The 15,713-nt window shown below is 69.6% G+C and carries 12 protein-coding genes and 4 pseudogenes; 12 read left to right on the top strand and 4 right to left on the bottom strand.

Going from position 1 to position 15,713, the window contains the following annotated elements:
• Positions 1–76: 76 nt before the first annotated feature.
• Together ACIBK9_RS17415 and ACIBK9_RS17410 are read right to left on the bottom strand one after the other, a co-directional pair.
• Positions 77–1,399 (bottom strand): FtsX-like permease family protein, encoded by a 1,323-nt coding sequence (locus tag ACIBK9_RS17415; protein WP_397159136.1) that lies wholly within the window; start codon positions 1,397–1,399, stop codon positions 77–79.
• Positions 1,396–2,139: an ABC transporter ATP-binding protein gene (locus ACIBK9_RS17410; protein WP_397159134.1), complete on the bottom strand. Its 744-nt coding sequence runs from the start codon at positions 2,137–2,139 to the stop codon at positions 1,396–1,398. The genes ACIBK9_RS17415 and ACIBK9_RS17410 overlap by 4 nt, the downstream gene beginning before the upstream one ends.
• 104 nt (positions 2,140–2,243) lie before the next feature.
• On the opposite strand from ACIBK9_RS17410, the gene ACIBK9_RS17405 reads away from it, so the two are divergent.
• From ACIBK9_RS17405 to ACIBK9_RS17380, 6 genes and pseudogenes are all read left to right on the top strand, one after another.
• Positions 2,244–3,122, top strand: coding sequence for a TetR/AcrR family transcriptional regulator (locus tag ACIBK9_RS17405; protein WP_397159132.1), 879 nt, complete (start codon positions 2,244–2,246; stop codon positions 3,120–3,122).
• A gap of 834 nt (positions 3,123–3,956) precedes the next feature.
• Positions 3,957–4,094, top strand: a complete 138-nt coding sequence (locus tag ACIBK9_RS17400; RefSeq protein ID WP_397159130.1) for a sigma factor — start codon at positions 3,957–3,959, stop codon at positions 4,092–4,094.
• A 60-nt stretch (positions 4,095–4,154) separates the two neighbouring features.
• Positions 4,155–4,412, top strand: a complete 258-nt coding sequence (locus ACIBK9_RS17395) for an RNA polymerase sigma factor (protein WP_397159128.1) — start codon at positions 4,155–4,157, stop codon at positions 4,410–4,412.
• Positions 4,409–5,413 carry a hypothetical protein gene (locus ACIBK9_RS17390; RefSeq protein ID WP_397159126.1) on the top strand — a complete coding sequence of 335 codons (1,005 nt, stop codon included), beginning with the start codon at positions 4,409–4,411 and terminating at the stop codon, positions 5,411–5,413. The genes ACIBK9_RS17395 and ACIBK9_RS17390 overlap by 4 nt, the downstream gene beginning before the upstream one ends.
• A 163-nt stretch (positions 5,414–5,576) precedes the next feature.
• A pseudogene (locus ACIBK9_RS17385) lies at positions 5,577–5,831 on the top strand (transposase domain-containing protein); the annotation flags it as partial.
• A gap of 19 nt (positions 5,832–5,850) precedes the next feature.
• Complete coding sequence (locus ACIBK9_RS17380) at positions 5,851–6,885, top strand: IS4 family transposase (RefSeq protein ID WP_397159124.1); 1,035 nt, start codon at positions 5,851–5,853, stop codon at positions 6,883–6,885.
• 225 nt (positions 6,886–7,110) lie between these two features.
• Here ACIBK9_RS17380 and ACIBK9_RS17375 read toward each other — a convergent pair whose 3' ends face one another.
• The gene (locus tag ACIBK9_RS17375) at positions 7,111–8,169 is read right to left on the bottom strand and encodes a cobalamin-independent methionine synthase II family protein (protein ID WP_397159122.1); all 1,059 of its coding nucleotides are present in this window, start codon (positions 8,167–8,169) and stop codon (positions 7,111–7,113) included.
• Positions 8,170–8,267: 98 nt separating this feature from the next.
• Here ACIBK9_RS17375 and ACIBK9_RS17370 point away from each other — a divergent pair, with 98 nt between their 5' ends.
• The 3 genes and pseudogenes from ACIBK9_RS17370 to ACIBK9_RS17360 all read left to right on the top strand — a co-directional run bounded on the left by ACIBK9_RS17370 (position 8,268) and on the right by ACIBK9_RS17360 (position 11,096).
• Positions 8,268–8,669: a hypothetical protein gene (locus ACIBK9_RS17370; protein WP_397159120.1), complete on the top strand. Its 402-nt coding sequence runs from the start codon at positions 8,268–8,270 to the stop codon at positions 8,667–8,669.
• A pseudogene (locus ACIBK9_RS17365) lies at positions 8,666–10,236 on the top strand (succinic semialdehyde dehydrogenase). The gene ACIBK9_RS17370 and the pseudogene ACIBK9_RS17365 overlap by 4 nt, the downstream one beginning before the upstream one ends.
• 50 nt (positions 10,237–10,286) lie before the next feature.
• Positions 10,287–11,096 carry a TetR/AcrR family transcriptional regulator gene (locus ACIBK9_RS17360; RefSeq protein ID WP_397159118.1) on the top strand — a complete coding sequence of 270 codons (810 nt, stop codon included), beginning with the start codon at positions 10,287–10,289 and terminating at the stop codon, positions 11,094–11,096.
• A gap of 160 nt (positions 11,097–11,256) precedes the next feature.
• Here the strand turns inward: ACIBK9_RS17360 and ACIBK9_RS17355 are convergent.
• Positions 11,257–11,655, bottom strand: a pseudogene (locus ACIBK9_RS17355) (tyrosine-type recombinase/integrase); the annotation flags it as partial.
• A gap of 592 nt (positions 11,656–12,247) precedes the next feature.
• On the opposite strand from ACIBK9_RS17355, the gene ACIBK9_RS17350 reads away from it, so the two are divergent.
• The 3 genes and pseudogenes from ACIBK9_RS17350 (at position 12,248) to ACIBK9_RS17340 (ending at position 15,667) form a co-directional block, all read left to right on the top strand.
• Entirely contained in the window at positions 12,248–13,192 is a 945-nt protein-coding gene (locus tag ACIBK9_RS17350; protein WP_397159116.1) for a C45 family autoproteolytic acyltransferase/hydolase, read from the top strand.
• 203 nt (positions 13,193–13,395) lie between these two features.
• Positions 13,396–13,827 (top strand): annotated as a pseudogene (locus ACIBK9_RS17345) (IS5 family transposase); the annotation flags it as partial.
• A 316-nt stretch (positions 13,828–14,143) separates the two neighbouring features.
• Entirely contained in the window at positions 14,144–15,667 is a 1,524-nt protein-coding gene (locus ACIBK9_RS17340) for a radical SAM protein (RefSeq protein ID WP_397159114.1), read from the top strand.
• Positions 15,668–15,713: the final 46 nt, after the last annotated feature.

Raw genomic sequence — 15,713 nt, 5'->3', positions numbered from 1 at the left:
CGCAGCGGGGACGGTCAGGGGAACGGGTCAGGCGGGGGCGCCGGGGTCGGCGGGGACAGTGGTTCGGTGCCGGCGGTCAGGGGGCGGACAGCGCCTCGACCGGCCTGACCCGCAGCGCCCCCGCGGCGGTGGGCACCGTGGCCGCCAGGACGAGCAACAGCGCGCCCCCGGCGATGGCCACGTAGACCCAGCCGGGCCCGGAGGCCATCGGCGACCCGGTCTTGACCAGGCTGTAGGGAACGGTGGTCGCGGCGGCGGCAACCGTGCCGAGCGCAACGGCCAGGACCGTGGTCAGCACGCCCTCGGCCACGACTGTTGCCATGACCTGCCCTCGGGTGGCGGCCGACAGGCGCAGCAGCCCGAACTCGCGGCCCCTGCGGCGGGTCGCGGCGATCAGCGTGTTGACCACGACGATCGCCGTGAACGTGATGATCATGGCGACGACCAGGTAGTTCACCGGGGCAAGCCGGGCGCTGACGTCGGCGGCGCCCCGATGGAGGCTGTCCTCGGTGCTCTGCATGTAGAGCGTGCCGCCGGCAATGCCGACCATGAGGATCAGCGGCCCGGCGACGCTGCCGGTGTGCGGGGCGCGGGCGTGCAGGTTGCGGACGGCCAGCCGCCCGGACGCCCCTAGCCCGGCCCCGGCCAGCCGTCCCACCGGCCGGACGGCGACCGGGCTGAGCAGGGCCAGGCCGACCGCGACGGCGACGCCCGCCGGGCCCGCCGTGCTGGACAGCAGCGGGCCGTCCGCCATGAACAGGGTCGTCACCGACAGGCTCAGCCCCAGCGCCAGCAGCAGCCCTCCGGCCACCAGGCGGCCCCGGCCGAGCGCGCGGGCGGGGCCGGCGGCGGCCAGCGCCCGCACCGGCGGGATCGACGCGGCGCGCCTGCTGGAGATCAGCGCGGCGGCCAGCGCGGCGACCAGGGACGTACCCGCCCCGAGCGCGCCGCTCGGCCACCCCGCGACCAGCTGGACGCCCGCCCCGACGAGCCCGGCGTCCGCCAGGCGGGCGAGCACGACCGCGCCGAGCCCGGCGCCCGGCAGCAGCCCGGCGGCGATCGCGGGGACGGCCACGACCAGCGTCTCCAGCACGACGTTCTGCCGGATCTGGCGCGGGGTGGCCGCGATGGAGCGCAGCAGGGCCAGCTCCCGCTCGCGGTGGCCGATGGTCAGCGACACGGTGGACACCACGCCGAAGGCCACGACGGCCAGCGTCCAGCCGCCCAGGATGGCCGGCAGCATGACGAGGAATCCGGGGTCGCGGCCGGTGGCCAGGCCGGTCTCCAGCAGGGTCGCGAACGCCGTGAGCAGCGCGGTCCCGGCCGCCATGACGGCGGCCGAGGCCAGGTAGGACGCCCGGTGGGCACCGATCGTGCCGAGGGCCAGCCGCCACCTCATCGCGCACCCCCGGCGTGGGCGGGCGCGGACAGGCGGGCCATGCGGGCCGCGACCGTGGCGGCGTCGGGGCGCGGCAGGTGGTCCACGACGTGGCCGTCGGCGAAGAACACCACGACGTCGGCGTAGGAGGCGGCCACGGGGTCGTGGGTCACCATGACGATCGTCCGTCCGTCCTGGGCGGCGGCCTGGCGCAGGATGGCCAGCACCTCGCGGGCGGCCTGCGTGTCGAGGGCGCCGGTCGGCTCGTCGGCGAACACGACGGCGGGCTCGCCGAGCATCGCGCGGGCGATGGCCACCCGCTGCTGCTGGCCGCCGGACAGCTCGCCGGGCCGATGCCCGGTGCGCTCGCCCAGGCCGAGCCGGGTGAGCAGGGCCCGCACCCGGCGCGCGTCGACGCGGCGGCCGGCGAACTCCAGGGGCAGGGTCACGTTCTGCGCGACCGTCAGGGTGGGCACCAAGTTGAAGGACTGGAAGACGAAGCCCATCCGCTCGCGGCGCAACCGGGTCAGCGCGGCCTCGTCCAGGCCGTCCAGGCGGCGGCCGTCGAGGACGACCGAGCCGGAGTCGGGCCGGTCCAGGCCCGCCGCGCAGTGGAGCAGGGTGCTCTTGCCCGAGCCCGAGGGGCCCATCACCGCGGCGAAGGTGCCAGTGGGGATCGCCAGGGAGACGTCGTCGAGGGCGGTGACGGCGGTGGCGCCCTCGCCATGGCGTTTCGTCACATGGTGGAGTTCCAGAGCCATTTTCGTCACAGAATCGACGTACATTGCACGAGTCATAAATACACCGTACATCAATTGACGATTAATGCGACGTGAAAGGGATGAAGTATAATTTCGTCACAGAATTGAGTAGTGACGAAAAGGGGCGTGACGTGGCGGCGTGCGAGGTGTGCGGGCGGGAGTTGCGGACGGCGGAGCGGGGGCGGCCCCGGCGCTACTGCTCGCGCGCCTGCCGCACGAGGGCCTACCGGGCGCGGCTCGCCGAGCCGCCCGCCCCCGAGGAGCCCGCGGCCCAGCCGGGGCGTCCGGCCGAAGCGGCGCTCGACCAGGGCCGGGTGGTCCGGGCCGCCGTCGCGCTCGCCGACCGGGAGGGGGTCGCCGCGCTGTCGATGCGCCGAATTGCGACGGATCTGGGGGTCGGCGTGATGTCCCTCTACCGGTACGTCCCGAGCCGGGAGGAGCTCAACGACCTCATGGTCGACGCCGTCTTCGCCGCCCGCCCGCTGCCCGAGCCGGGGCCCGACGGCTGGCGGGCCAGGCTGGAGCTCTCGGCCCGGCAGGAGTGGGAGCTCTACCGGCGGCATCCGTGGATGTCCCACCTCGTCGCGGTCACCACCCGGCCGCCGGTCGCGCCCGCGCTGATGGCCTACACCGACTGGCGCATGCGCGCCCTCGACGGGCACGGGCTCGACTTCGCCACGCTCGTCCAGGTCGCCATCATGATCGGCACGTACGTGCAGAGCGCCGCCGTGCCGCTCGCCCACGAGGCGCAGGCCGCCCGTACCAGCAGGCACACGCGGCGGGAGTGGGCGCAGGCCCGCAAGGAGGCGTTCGCGCGCAGCATCGGGGCGGCGCGGCTGCCGATGGTCGCGGAGTTCGGGGACGAGGCGTTCGAGGCATCGGAACCGGAGAACATCTTCGAGTTCGGGCTGCACCGCATGCTCGACGGCATCGGGCTGCTGCTGCCCGACCAGAGCCCGCCGGGGCCGATGGGCACCCGGTAGCGGCGATTGCACCCGGTGAGGTCGAGAAGCAGGCGGCCGCCGGCCTTCCCCGCCCCTGCTCGATCTGCGGAAGATCAAGCCCGGCCATCGTCACGCACAACACGGCTTCGTCTGCCGAGCCTGCCGCCCCCATCACAAGGGCGCCTCCAGCCTGGAGCACCTGTTCCTTCAACCCTTGATCACGGCGTCGCTTGCGCGAGTTCCTCAAGCCGGCGGCGCAGTTGCTCCACCCGAGCGCGAGCGGCGTCCTCGCGGCGTGCCGGCTCCTCCAGCAGCGAGCTCATGACCACCTCGCGTTCTTGCTCACAAGGTGGGCAACAACTGCCGTTCAAACAGTCTGGATCGCGAATTCGCAGCTCACCGGCTCCCTGAAGACGAACTGCACCCATGGGAGAAGTCAGCGTGAGTCTCATCGGTGGCGACGGTGAGCGCTGGTACCACATCCGCTCCTGGCCGGGCAGACCCTCCCCTCACAGGCTCTGCCCGGGTTGCAAGGCGCGCACATCACGGCCGCGGACGTAGGCGGAACAGCACGGCGACAACGGTGGATCGGTCGCGTGGAGAGTCGCCGGCCAGGCGCTGGAGGGCGTTCACTTCGTCACAGCGTCGTCAACGGCAGGACCCAGGCGTATGCAAACGACAGGCAAGCTCCGTGCATTCGCCCATGACCTGCGCGTTCCCGCCCGGGACCGGCCGGCACAATCTTGGGCCTGTGGCCGGACACATCTCTGCGACAAGTAATCAAGATTTCCTGGAAGAGTCGCATGCTTGAGGGCAAACAAGAATGTGATCACTGCTCCTGACGTCTTCGAAGCTGTTTTCGAAGCCCATTACGTGGAGATCCGGCGCTACATCGGGCGCAGGCTCGACCCCGATGTGGCCGAGGATCTCGCCGCGGAGACGTTCCTCATCGCCTTCAGGCAACGCGAACACTTCGACTCGGCCATGGGTGGGGTCAGGCCGTGGCTGTAGGGCATCGCGACCAACCTCATCGGCCGCCACCGGCGCGCCGAGGTGCGCAGGTACCGCGCCATGGCCAGGACGGGGCCGCCACCTGACGACGAGGGACATGACCAGCGGATCGTGGACAGGCTCAGTGCGGGCGTGACGGTTGATCGGCTGGCCGGGGCGCTGGCGCGGCTGTCGAAGGGGGAACGCGACGTGGTGCTCCTCATCGCGTACGGCGGGTTGAGATACGACGAGGTGGCGGCGGCGCTCAGCATCGCCTCGGGGACGGTCGCGTCCCGGTTGAGCAGGGCCAGGACCAAGCTGCGTGAGGTGTTGGGATGAACGAGTTCCAGGTCATCGACTCGGTGATGCCCGATGTGCCACCCCCGTCGGCCGACCAGCTGGCGGCGGCGCGGGAGCGGGTACTCGCAGCCGCACAGGCACCCGCCGGGTCCGTGGTACGGGCGGGCAGGAGGTCGTGGACGGGGATGGCGCTCGTCGCGGCGGCCGTCGCGCTCATCGTCGGCGCGGTGGTGATCCTCGTACCCCGACCTGCGTCGGACCCGGTCGCGGTCACCCCCATGCAGAAACTGGAAGCTGCGGCCGCCAGGCTGGCGGCGACACCGGAGGCGAAGGGCCGCTTCTGGCGACGCGACACCGAGCATGTCATGAGGACGAAGAACGGCCATGACTACAAGGTTGAGGAACGGGCCATGGAGGTCCTCGCCTTCGGGCCCAACCGCGAGGTCTACGGCTGGCGTGAGCCGATCTCGTCGAAGCCGTACACGGCCGAGGGCCTAAAAGCGTGGCGACAGGACGGCTCCCCCAGGCTGTGCCCCGCGCGGGGGTGCGACAAGAACATGCCCGCATACGGCTCGGCGGACCTGGACTTGGGGCTGGAGCTCGCCGATGGGCTGAAGCCGACGTTGGCAGAGCTGCGGAGCCTCCCCAAGGAGCCGGCGGCGCTCAGGGCACGGCTGCTGGAAAGCTACGACCCTCAGGTGGCCGCCGAGCGCGAGCCATGGCTGGAGGGGGCCGCCTCTCGGCTCATCAACTCGCCGGCGACGCCTGGCACCAGGGCTGCCGCCTACCTTCTCCTGGCCAAGGCGCCGGGCATCAAGGTGCTCGACGACATTCCCGGGACGTTCGGGCTCGACGGGCTGGCCCTCCAATTCCAGTGGGGGCAGATCGTGATCGACCGCATCACTGGCCAATTCCTCGGGAGGCAACGGCTCACTCCCGAGGACGTCGCCTGGGGCGCCGAGATCGTCAGGAAGGCGGGCTGGAGCGATGTGCGGCCCGTGCCGCCTTCCACATGCGTCCGCTGTACGGCCCGGCTCTAGAGCCAACGCCGTTCAGTTAAGGGTGAGGGCGGTTCGTCAAGACCGGTGAACAAAACAGCGGAGCCGCTGTAGAAGAGGTCTGTCACTCCAAGACATCCTCACCACAGGAGCTCCGCTGTTGGAACAGATTGCCATACAACGAACGACCGGGGTAGCCGCTGGGGTGTTCGCGCCAGGACACCTGGGCGAACTGACCCGGATCATCCCGTTCGAGATGGTCGATGAAGTGCTGGCAGACACGCGTGCGCGTGAGCGAAGGGTCCGGCTGATACCGGCGCGGGTCACGGTCTACCTGCTGCTGGCCGCGGCGTTGTTCACCGACCTGGGCTACCGGCAGGTCTTCGACCGGTTGTGCGCCGGGCTGGCCGGCCTGGCATTGGCACGGCCCAGCGGCAGCGCTCTTCGCCAGGCCCGCCAACGGCTCGGCCCGGCCTTCGATGAAAGCGCTGTTCGACCTGATCAGCGGCCCCGCAGCGACGACCGCTGCCGCAGGATGGTGGCGAGGCCTGCGGGTGGTCGCCGTCGACGGCACCCTGCTACCGGTCCCGGACTGTCCGGCCAACCTCACGATCTTCACCCGCCAGCGACTCGGCAACGGCACGTCCGGCTACCCGCAACTGCGTCTGACCGCGCTGGTGGCCTGCGGAACCAGGTCGATGATCGCAGCCGTGTTCGGGCCTGCCAGCACCGGCGAACTCGACTACGCCCGCCGTCTGGCCGCGTACCTGCGAACCGGGATGCTCCTGCTGGGCGACCGGAACTTCGCCGCCACCGACCTGCTCAACCAGGTCGCCGCCACCGGCGCCGACCTGCTGGTCCGCTGCAAGTCCGGCCGCAACCTGCCCGCCGTGGCCCGCTGCCGGGACGGCTCGATTCTGGCCCGGCTCGGTGCACTGACCGTCCGCGTCATCGACGCCGAGATCACCATCCGCACCACAGCGGGCACCCGGACCGGCCACTACCGGCTGCTGACCACCCTCACCAACGCATCGGCCTACCCGGCGGCCGACCTCATCCGGCTCTACCACGAGCGCTGGGAGATCGAGACAACCTACGCCGAGCTGAAGTCCACCATCCTGAGCGGTCACGTCCTGCGGGCGCACACTCCTGACGGCATCGAGCAGGAGGTCTGGGCGCTGCTGACCGTCTACCAGGTGCTGCGGACCGCGATGACCGACGCCACCGACAGCCTCCCGGGCACCGACCCGGACCGGGCCGGCTTCACCACCGCTCTGGCCGCCGCCCGAGACCAGCTCATCCTGGCCGCCGGCGTCATCACCGGCACCGACATCGACCTGATCGGCGCCATCGGCCGTCACGTCCTGGCCCATCTCCTGCCCGCCCGGCGAGTCCGCACCAAAGACCGCATCGTCAAACGCGCGATCTCCAAATACAACGCACGCGGACCCGCCATCGACCGGACCACCTACAAAGCCACCATCAGCACCGCCATGATCCCGGCCAGTCCTTGACGCCGTTACCCCAGCCCTAACTGAACGGCGTTGGCTCTAGAGCACGCGTACTGGATTGCGGTGCGACGGCGACCATCAGCAGGCACGTCCTCGGCCTGATGCCCAGCGCGGTGCAGCACCTGGTAGGCGGGTGACGCTGCGGTCCGTGCGCCGCACCCCGCCCACCTCCTTGCGGGTGACCTGCTCGTCCGTGGCAACGTTCTCACGGACGGGCAGGCGCAACGATCAGATGCCGAGCTCGGCCGAGGCCAGCTCGGTGCCCTCCAGCCGGGCCCGGATCTTGGCGAACGCCGTCTCCCGTGAGGTGGAGGTGTCGTCGGCGAACGGCGCGAACCCGCAGTCGTCACAGGTGCCCAGCCGGTCGGCGGGCAGGTGGCGGGCGGCCGTCAGGACGCGGTCGCGGACCTCCTCGGCGGTCTCGACCCGCGGGTCCACCGGATCGATCACGCCGACGAAGATCCGCGCGTCGGCGGGCAGGTGTTCGGCGGCGACCGCCAGGACCTTGTCTGGGTCGGGCTCGCTGGCCAGTTGGAGGTAGAAGTTGCCCGCCTTGAGCCGGAACAGCTGGGGCAGCAGGGCCGCATAGTCGACGTCGAGGCTGTGGGTGGAGTCCTGGTCGCCGCCGGGGCAGGTGTGCACCCCGATGCGCGCGCGTTCTGCGTCGGTGAAGCGCTCCAGCACGCTGTTGTTGAACGCGACGAAGTCGTCCAGCACCCCGCCGCTCGGGTCGAGCTTGAGCGAGAGCCGGCCTTCGGTGAAGTCGAGTTGCACCACGTGCGCCCCGGCCTCCAGGCAGCCGCGGATGTCGGCCTCGGCCTGGTCGGCCAGGTCGGCCAGGAACGCCTCGCGCGGGTAGCCGTCGATGCCCTCGGCCGGGTAGAGCAGGCTCAGCGCCGACGGCGCGATGACGGCCTGCTTGACCGGCACGCTCGCGTGGCGCTGGGCGGCGCGCAGGTAGCGCTCGGCGTGGACCTGGTAGCGGAACGGCCCGGCCGCCAGCCGGGGCAACTGCCGCTGGTGCCCGTCGGCGAAGGGGATCACCACGCCGTCCGGGACGAGCCCGTCGAGCCCGGCGAGCGGGTAGGTGGCGAAGCTGGGCTTGGCCTGCTCGCCGTCGGTGACCACCGGCGAACCCAGCTCCTGGAGACGGCGGACGGTGTCGCGGACGGCCTGTTCCTGCGCCTCGGCCAGCGCGGACGCTCCCTCGGCCGGCTCGGAGGCTGCGATGGCCAGCAGGGCAGGCGGGCGGGGGATGCTGCCGATCGGCTCGGTGGGGAGTGACATGATGACAGCGTAGATAACGACGCGTATCTGATCAATCGCTTCCCGTGCGCGTGGTCGCCCGCTTCGCGGACACGGGTTGAGGAACCGACGGACAGCCGTTGGCGCAGAGGATGTGGGTCACCGACCTCGACGTCGACATCGACCGGACGAGCGTCCGCGTCGCCAACGACACCGGCGGCACCGACCTGGCGATGAGCGCCGCCACTCCCTCGCAACGCGCGTACCCGAGCGGGGCCAGGGTCTCCACGCTCACCTCCTACACACAGATCGGGGAGGCCTGGCACTCCACGCTGAGCCAGACCAACATGCTCTCCGCCGGAAGCAGCCGCCTGCCCCGCGACCTCGGACTGCAGCTCGGACAGGGCCGCCTGTCCGACGATCTGCGCTCGCTGCGGCCGATCAGGACCATCCAGTTCGACGTCGTCACCGAAGGCCAGATCGCCCTGCACATGCCCGTCCCCTTCTCCGTGCCGAGCCGGAAGGCAGGTAGTCGTTCATGATCACCGAGCTGGTCACCCCGCCCGCCAGGCTGACCCCGGACCTGCTCAGCAGGCTCAGCGGCCTGGTCACCGCCGCACCGGACGCCGAACGGGTCACCACCCACGCCCCCTACACCGGCCTCCCGCTCGCCGGCCTCCCGGTCTCCACACCGGCCGACGTCGAGAACGCCTTCACCCGCGCCCGCGCCGCCCAGACCGCCTGGGCCGCCACCCCGATCGCCGAACGCAGGGCCGTCCTGCTGCGCTTCCACGACCTGGTGCTGGCCCGCCAGGACCAGGCGCTGGACCTGATGCAGGCCGAAAGCGGCAAGACCCGCCGCGACGCCTTCCTCGAGGTGACCGACACCGCGATCACCGCCCGCTACTTCGCACGCGGCGCCGCCAGCCTCCTGGCACCCCGCCGCCGCCGCGGCGCGATCCCCGTGCTCACCCACACCACCGAGCTGCGCCACCCCAAGGGCGTCGTCACGATCATCTCGCCGTGGAACTACCCGCTGAGCATGGCCGCCGGTGACGCCATCCCGGCCCTCATGGCCGGCAACGCCGTCGTTCAGAAACCCGACACCCAGACCGCGCTCACCGCGCTGTGGGCGCTCGACCTGATGACCGAAGCCGGCCTGCCCACCGGGGTGTGGCAGATGGTCGTCGGACGCGGCAGCTCCCTCGGGGACACGCTGATGGACGGCGCCGACTACCTCATGTTCACCGGCTCCACCGCCAGCGGCCGCCGGATCGCCCGCGAGGCCGGCCAACGGCTCATCGCTCCTCCCTGGAGCTCGGCGGCAAGAACGCCATGCTCGTCCTCGACGACGCCGACGTCGATCGGGCTGCCGACGGCGCCATCGCCGCCTGCTTCCCCTCCGCCGGGCAGCTCGGCGTCTCCATCGAGCGGCTGTATGTCGCCGAGTCGATCCACGACCGGTTCGTCACCGCGTTCGTCGCCCGGACGAAGCGGCTCAAGCTCGGCGCCTCCTACGACTACAGCGTCGACGTGGGCAGCCTCACCACCCCGGCCCAGCTCGCCACCGTCACCGCGCACGTCGAGGACGCCGTCGCCAAGGGCGCGACCGTCCTGGCCGGCGGCCGGCCGCGGCCCGATCTGGGGCCGCTGTTCTACGAACCGACCATCCTCACCGGCGTCACCCCGGACATGACGCTGTACGCGCACGAGACCTTCGGGCCGGTCGTCGCGATCTACTCCGTCCGCGGCGACGCCGAGGCGATCGCGCGCGCCAACGCCTCGCCGTACGGGCTGAACGCCAGCGTCTGGTCCCGCACCCCGGCCCGCGGCCGAGCGGTGGCCGCCCGCGTGCATGCCGGCACCGTCAACGTCAACGAAGCCTTCGCTGCCGCGTGGGGCAGCATCGACGCACCCATGGGCGGCATGGGCGACTCCGGGCTCGGCCGCCGCCACGGCGCCGACGGCCTCCTGAAGTACACCGAGCCGCAGACCGTGGCCCACCAGCGCCTGCTGGGGTTCTCCCCGCCTGCACGGGTGGGGCCCGAGGCATGGGCGGGCCTGCTGACCGGCGCGCTGAAGCTCCTGAAGACCATCGGCGTCCGCTGACCGCGCCACGGTACGACTGTGTGCAGCGTTTACATCGGAAGGAGTGTCCCGTGTCGCAGCCCGGCAGCCCGTACCACCACGGCGATCTGCGCGCCGCCTGCCTGCGTGCCGCGCGAGAGCTCCTGGAGGAGGACGGCGCCGCAGGGCTGTCGCTGCGGGCAGTGGCCAGGCGGGCGGGCGTGTCGCCGACGGCCCCCTACCGTCACTTCACCGACCGCGACGCGCTCGTCTCCGCGGTGGCCGCGCAGGGCTACCGCGAGCTCACCGAGCACCTGGTCGCAGCCCATCCCGCGCCCAAGAGTCCCGACGACCTCGCCGACATAGCGGTCGCCTACGTTCGCTTCGCCATCGAACGGCCCGCGATGTTCAAGGTCATGTTCGCCGAACCCTGTGATCCGTCCAGCCACGAGCGCGCCGCCGCGATCACCGCCATCTCCGGCTACCTGCACAACCTGGTACGCAGCGTCTTTCCCGACCGTGAACCCGAGCCGTTGGCGGACGCGGTCTGGGCGCTGGCCCATGGCCTTCCTCCACCTCGACGGGAAGTTCGACACCTCGACACCCGAGCAGGCCAACAGCCGCGTCCGCGCCGCCGTTCACGCACTGTTCCCTCGATCGCCGGCGATTCTGTAGCCGACAGGCGAACTCACGTCGCTGGCGTGTCCAGGCTGGTACGGCCGAAGCCGGTGCCGCGTGGCTGGTCAACGGGTGGTCGGCCCGCCGGACTCGACCTGTGCACTCGGATCGCGCGACCCGCGCTGCACGAGCGTGATCATCAAGTGGCCGAAGCACCCGTCGAGACGGGCATCCTGCACAGGGAAGACAGGCTTGTGGACCAGTGGAACCGCCATCGGCGATAGGCCGGCTTTCATCGCGGGCGTCCGACACCTGCGCTGACACCTGCGCTGACACCTGCGCAACCAGCGCGACAGCGTCAGCGCAGGACTCGGCTCTTGGCCAGCGTCGCGCTGCCGGGTCGCGGCCTTCCTGCCGACGGGCGAGAGCTTCGGGTGAGACGCGGGCGTAGCGGGCCAGGGAGGCGACGGAGGTGTGGCCGGAGTAGGCCGGCAGGGTGGAGGTGTTCGCCCCGTCCTCGGCCGCGTGCGTGAGCGCCGAGTGGCGGAGCTGGTGCAGAGCCCATGGTCCGCCGGGCAGTTCGGTGGTGGCGGTTTCGACGAGTTCGGCGGCGCGCCGGTAGGACAGGCGGGCCCGGCCGGTGGCGGGGTCGAGGTCGCCGGGCGGCAGCTCCACCCGGGCGCGGCGATCGGTGAGGAACAGCGGCCCGGTGCGTCGGCCGTCCCGCAGCCGGGGCAGGAGCCGGGCGGTGGCAGTGCGCCAGACGATGATGCCGACGTCGACCAGCTTGGTCGGCAAGTGGACGCACGCCGTCAACGTCGGCGCCGCCGACTTGCTGGCCATCCATGGCGAGTTGCCTTGCAGCTCCAGGTCGAATTCGTATCTCTTCAGCTGGTAGAGGCGCAAGGATCGCTGCGGGAGGAAGCCGAGCATGCGGATGAGTGTCGAGAGGATCACCGTGTGGACCCATTCGATGGGCATGAGCCCGATGAAGGCCCACTGGGGTGATGTTGCGAGTAGCCATGCCGCGCACTGCCGCGCCAGGTAGCGCGAACCCAGCAGGTCGTCGCGTGCCCACCAGCGGTAGGTGCAGGGAAGGCGCTTGTGGAACAGGCGATACAGCGCCCAGCGCCACAGCGGCGGGCGCTACCCGCAGGCGCAGTGCGATACCGCCACGTACGACGTCGAGCGAGTCGCGCAGGGTCGGCCTGGTCTGCTCCGGCTTCGCCAGGTCCAGCAGCGTGCCGATCAACTCCTCGCCCCGCGTCTGCCGATATCGGAGCGGGTAGGCCCGCGCGAGAAGCCGGCAGTGGCGTTCGTAGCCATCCATGATCACGTCCCGGGCTGGAGCCGATGGCGGCCACCTGGTGAATTACCCGCACAATTAGCTAGGTTGCCCTAACCTCGTCCGATTCTCACAGGGAAAGTGGCAGCCATGTGGCAACAGCACAAGACCTTCCAGGCGATCGAGGTCGGCGACGGCGGCGACGAGCGGTGGGCCGCCCACGCCCGAGCCCTGTGGCAGGACATGGAGGGCCTGCTGACCGCGGAAGGCAGGACTCCGGAGGGCGCGGATCGTGTTCGGGCGCTGTTCCGTGCGCACCTGCCGGAACTGGTCCCGGTTCTGAACCGCCTGGCCGGCCAACTCGACCGGCCCGAGGCGGAAGTCTTCCTCACCCACGCGGCACTGCGGCCGTTCTCCCAGTCCTGCACCCAGATCGGCCAGAACGGCACGCTGCTGCGCAACTATGACCTGCGGCCCGATCAGTGCGAGGGGACCATCGTCTCCTCCTGCTTCCTGCGCCCCGTGATCGGGATGCAGGACATGCTGTGGGGCTTGCTGGACGGGATGAACGACGCCGGTCTCGCGATCTCGCACACCTGGGGCGGACGTTCTGTCTACGGACGCGGCTTCGCCATTCTCATCCTCGTGCGCTACCTGCTGGAGACGTGCGACACCGTCGATGAGGCGGTCGACAGGCTGCGATCCCTGCCGGTCGCCGTCCCCCAGAACCTCACCCTTGTCGATCCCAAGAAGGCGATGACGGTGTTCGTGGGACCGGATATGCCGCCGACGGTGGCACCGGAGGCCTGCGCCTCCAATCACCAGCACCTGCCGGTGACCGACGAGCAGGAGCGGGCCATGCGGACGCAGGAGCGGCTGCGAGCCGTCCGCGCCGCGGGCGCGGACGTGGCGGCGATGCTCAAGCCGCCGCTGTATCGATCCGTCGACGAGCAGGGGACGGCAACGCTCTACACCGCCCACTACCGACCCGCCGAGGGCCTTGTGACGTACTACTGGCCTTATGAGTCCTGGCAACAGTCCTTCGGCGACTTCGCACCCGGAACCCGCACCGTGACCTTGGGCCGGGCCAGCTGAAAAGCCAGCTTTCCGGACTCCTGCTCACCCCTGCACGAAGATCTTGCAAGAACATGCTTTCACCCACCACAGACAAGCCCTCCCTCGGCCGGCCCTGCCACGTGGCAATCCCCCTGAACGGTCAGCGCCCGGGCTGCCTACGCGGGAAGCGATCTTCTCGCCTCCTCTTGCGCCCCAGGCCAGCCCTATTCGTGAACACCCCGGACGGCAGATGCCGGGCGCTGTCACTGGTCCTGACACCGGGCCAGTACGGCGACAGCCCGCAGTTGGAGCGGGTGTTGCGGGCCGTACGGGTCCCTCGGCCGGGGCCGGGACGCCCACGCACCCGACCTGACAGCGTGGCCGCGGACAAGGCGTACTCCTCCCGCGCCAACCGCCTCTACCTGCGCCGCCGCAAGATCCGCCACACCATCCCCGAACCGCGCGACCAGCGTGCCAACCGCCGCAGGCGCGGCTCTGGCGGGGGACGGCCCACCGGCTTCGACGCCGACCGCTACAAGGCACGCAACGTCGTCGAACGGGCCATCAACCGGCTGAAGAACTTCCGGGCCGTGGCCACACGCTACGACAAGCGCGCCTACATCTTCCTCGGCACCGTCACCCTGGCCACCTTGGTCATCTGGCTCCGAACTTGATCTGAGAAGCAGTCCCCAGAACGGCGCTTCGGTGCTGATGGCGGTCGGGTTGCCGATGGTGAGGTGAGCGCCATGGCGCATATAAATAATCGCATGGACAGTATTTACCTTCAGGGAAGGTAGCCGGTCGCGCCTCTGGTAACAACTTCTAGTGCCAGCCTGCACCGACTCCCCGTGAATGTCATGAGTATATGACGGACGAAAGAACAAGCGCTGAAGCCGCCTTTGCTTGTCGTTGTTGATGGCCTGGTTCCGAGCCTTCTATGGTGAAGTCGCACAAACGAGTTCATTCCGCGCGTGCTGCCATGTGGCGGGAATGCGCAGCGCAGAGAGCGAGACGGGGATCATGAACGTACAAGAAGTGACCGCACAGGCGCGCGAAAACGCGTACATATACGACCTGTCTGCTACGCTCTTCAAGCCGGAGACCTTGTTCGAGCAGAGCGTCGACAACGACAGATGGGTGATTTTCGCTCCTGATTTTCAGGGCCTGCCCGTGCTCATCGATTCCGCTACTCGGGATCTCATGAACTCCTTCGAGAACGGTGCGGCCGTGGCCGATGTCCTCGCTCGGCACTCCGACTTCATCGGGACCCTTGGTTCCATCAGCGCTCTGGAGGAGCGAGGCTTTCTTCGCGCATATCCTGCACAGCTTCCTTATCCAGCGCCTCCGCCTCGCCACGCTCCCAGGGACTTCTCGGCGTGGTTGCACATCACCAACATGTGCAACCTCAAGTGCGACTACTGCTTCGTCGGGGAGAAGACGTCCGAAGGGATGTCGCCCGAAACCATGAAGATGGTCGCCGAGCAGGTGCGCAGCACGGCCGAGCGCTACGGGACCCAGAACATCGCGATCAAATTCGCGGGTGGTGAGCCCACCATCTCGGTCCCGAGGATGGAACTCTTCAGGGACATCATGCTGCAGACGATGCAGGATTCGCCGGCACAGGTCAAATTCGCGGTGCTCAGCAACGGCACACTGGTGAAGGACCAGCTCCTCGATTTCTTGACCCGAACGGGAACCGCCATGTCCATCTCTCTGGACGGCTACGGCGACGACCATGACATCTATCGGCGCTACGGTTCCGGCAGGGGCTCATGGAAAACGGTGTCCACGAACATCGAGAAGCTCATCGAACACGGCATCCGGCCGTACATCATGGCCACCATCAGCCAGGAGAGCTGCAGCAGTCTTCCTGAGCTGGTTCAGTGGATCTACGGACACGGCCTGCGCTGCCGCCTCAGCATCGTTCGCAATCCGAACTCGAGCTGGGCCGGAGGTGACCGGCGAGCCGAGTATGCCGAATACAACGCCACCATCGCCGCCGCCTTCGACAAGGCGTTCACGGTCCTGGAAGATCCCGCAACGGTCATCGATCTCCGGTCCGGCCTGGACCTTTGCGAGCTCTACTTCGACAGGCCCACGCGCGGCATCACCTGCGGTACAGGGGACAATCACCTCGTCATCAAACCCGATGGCACACTCGTGGCCTGTCCCATGACGGTCATGGAGCCTGGGCTTCGTCCTTCCGGCGACCTCTTCGCCACTGCCGCAGCCACCTTCCCGCACTCGCCGGCCGAGCGTCATTACGAGCGTATCGAAGACGACTGTCTGAGCTGCAAGTGGTTCGGAGTGTGCTCCGGAGGCTGCCCCATCACAAACCTCCGGGTAAAGGGTCATGCATTCACCCGCTCGCCGCTGTGCTCCTTCTACAAGGCGGTGATACCGCGATACCTTACCTTCTTCGGCACAAAACTGCGGCAGGCCGAGAAGATGCGGGGAGAAGTGCCGTCGCAGCTCGCCCATCCCCGTGACGAACCATCCGTCGCGGGTTGCTGACCGCTTGAGGTGAGCACTGGTGGGGCGTCAGGCGGCATGCCCCACC

The organism is Nonomuraea sp. NPDC050227, from assembly GCF_044459705.1.
Classification (GTDB): domain Bacteria; phylum Actinomycetota; class Actinomycetes; order Streptosporangiales; family Streptosporangiaceae; genus Nonomuraea.
Note: the sequence above shows the minus strand (reverse complement) of the source record. Positions and strands in the feature narration are given on the sequence as shown.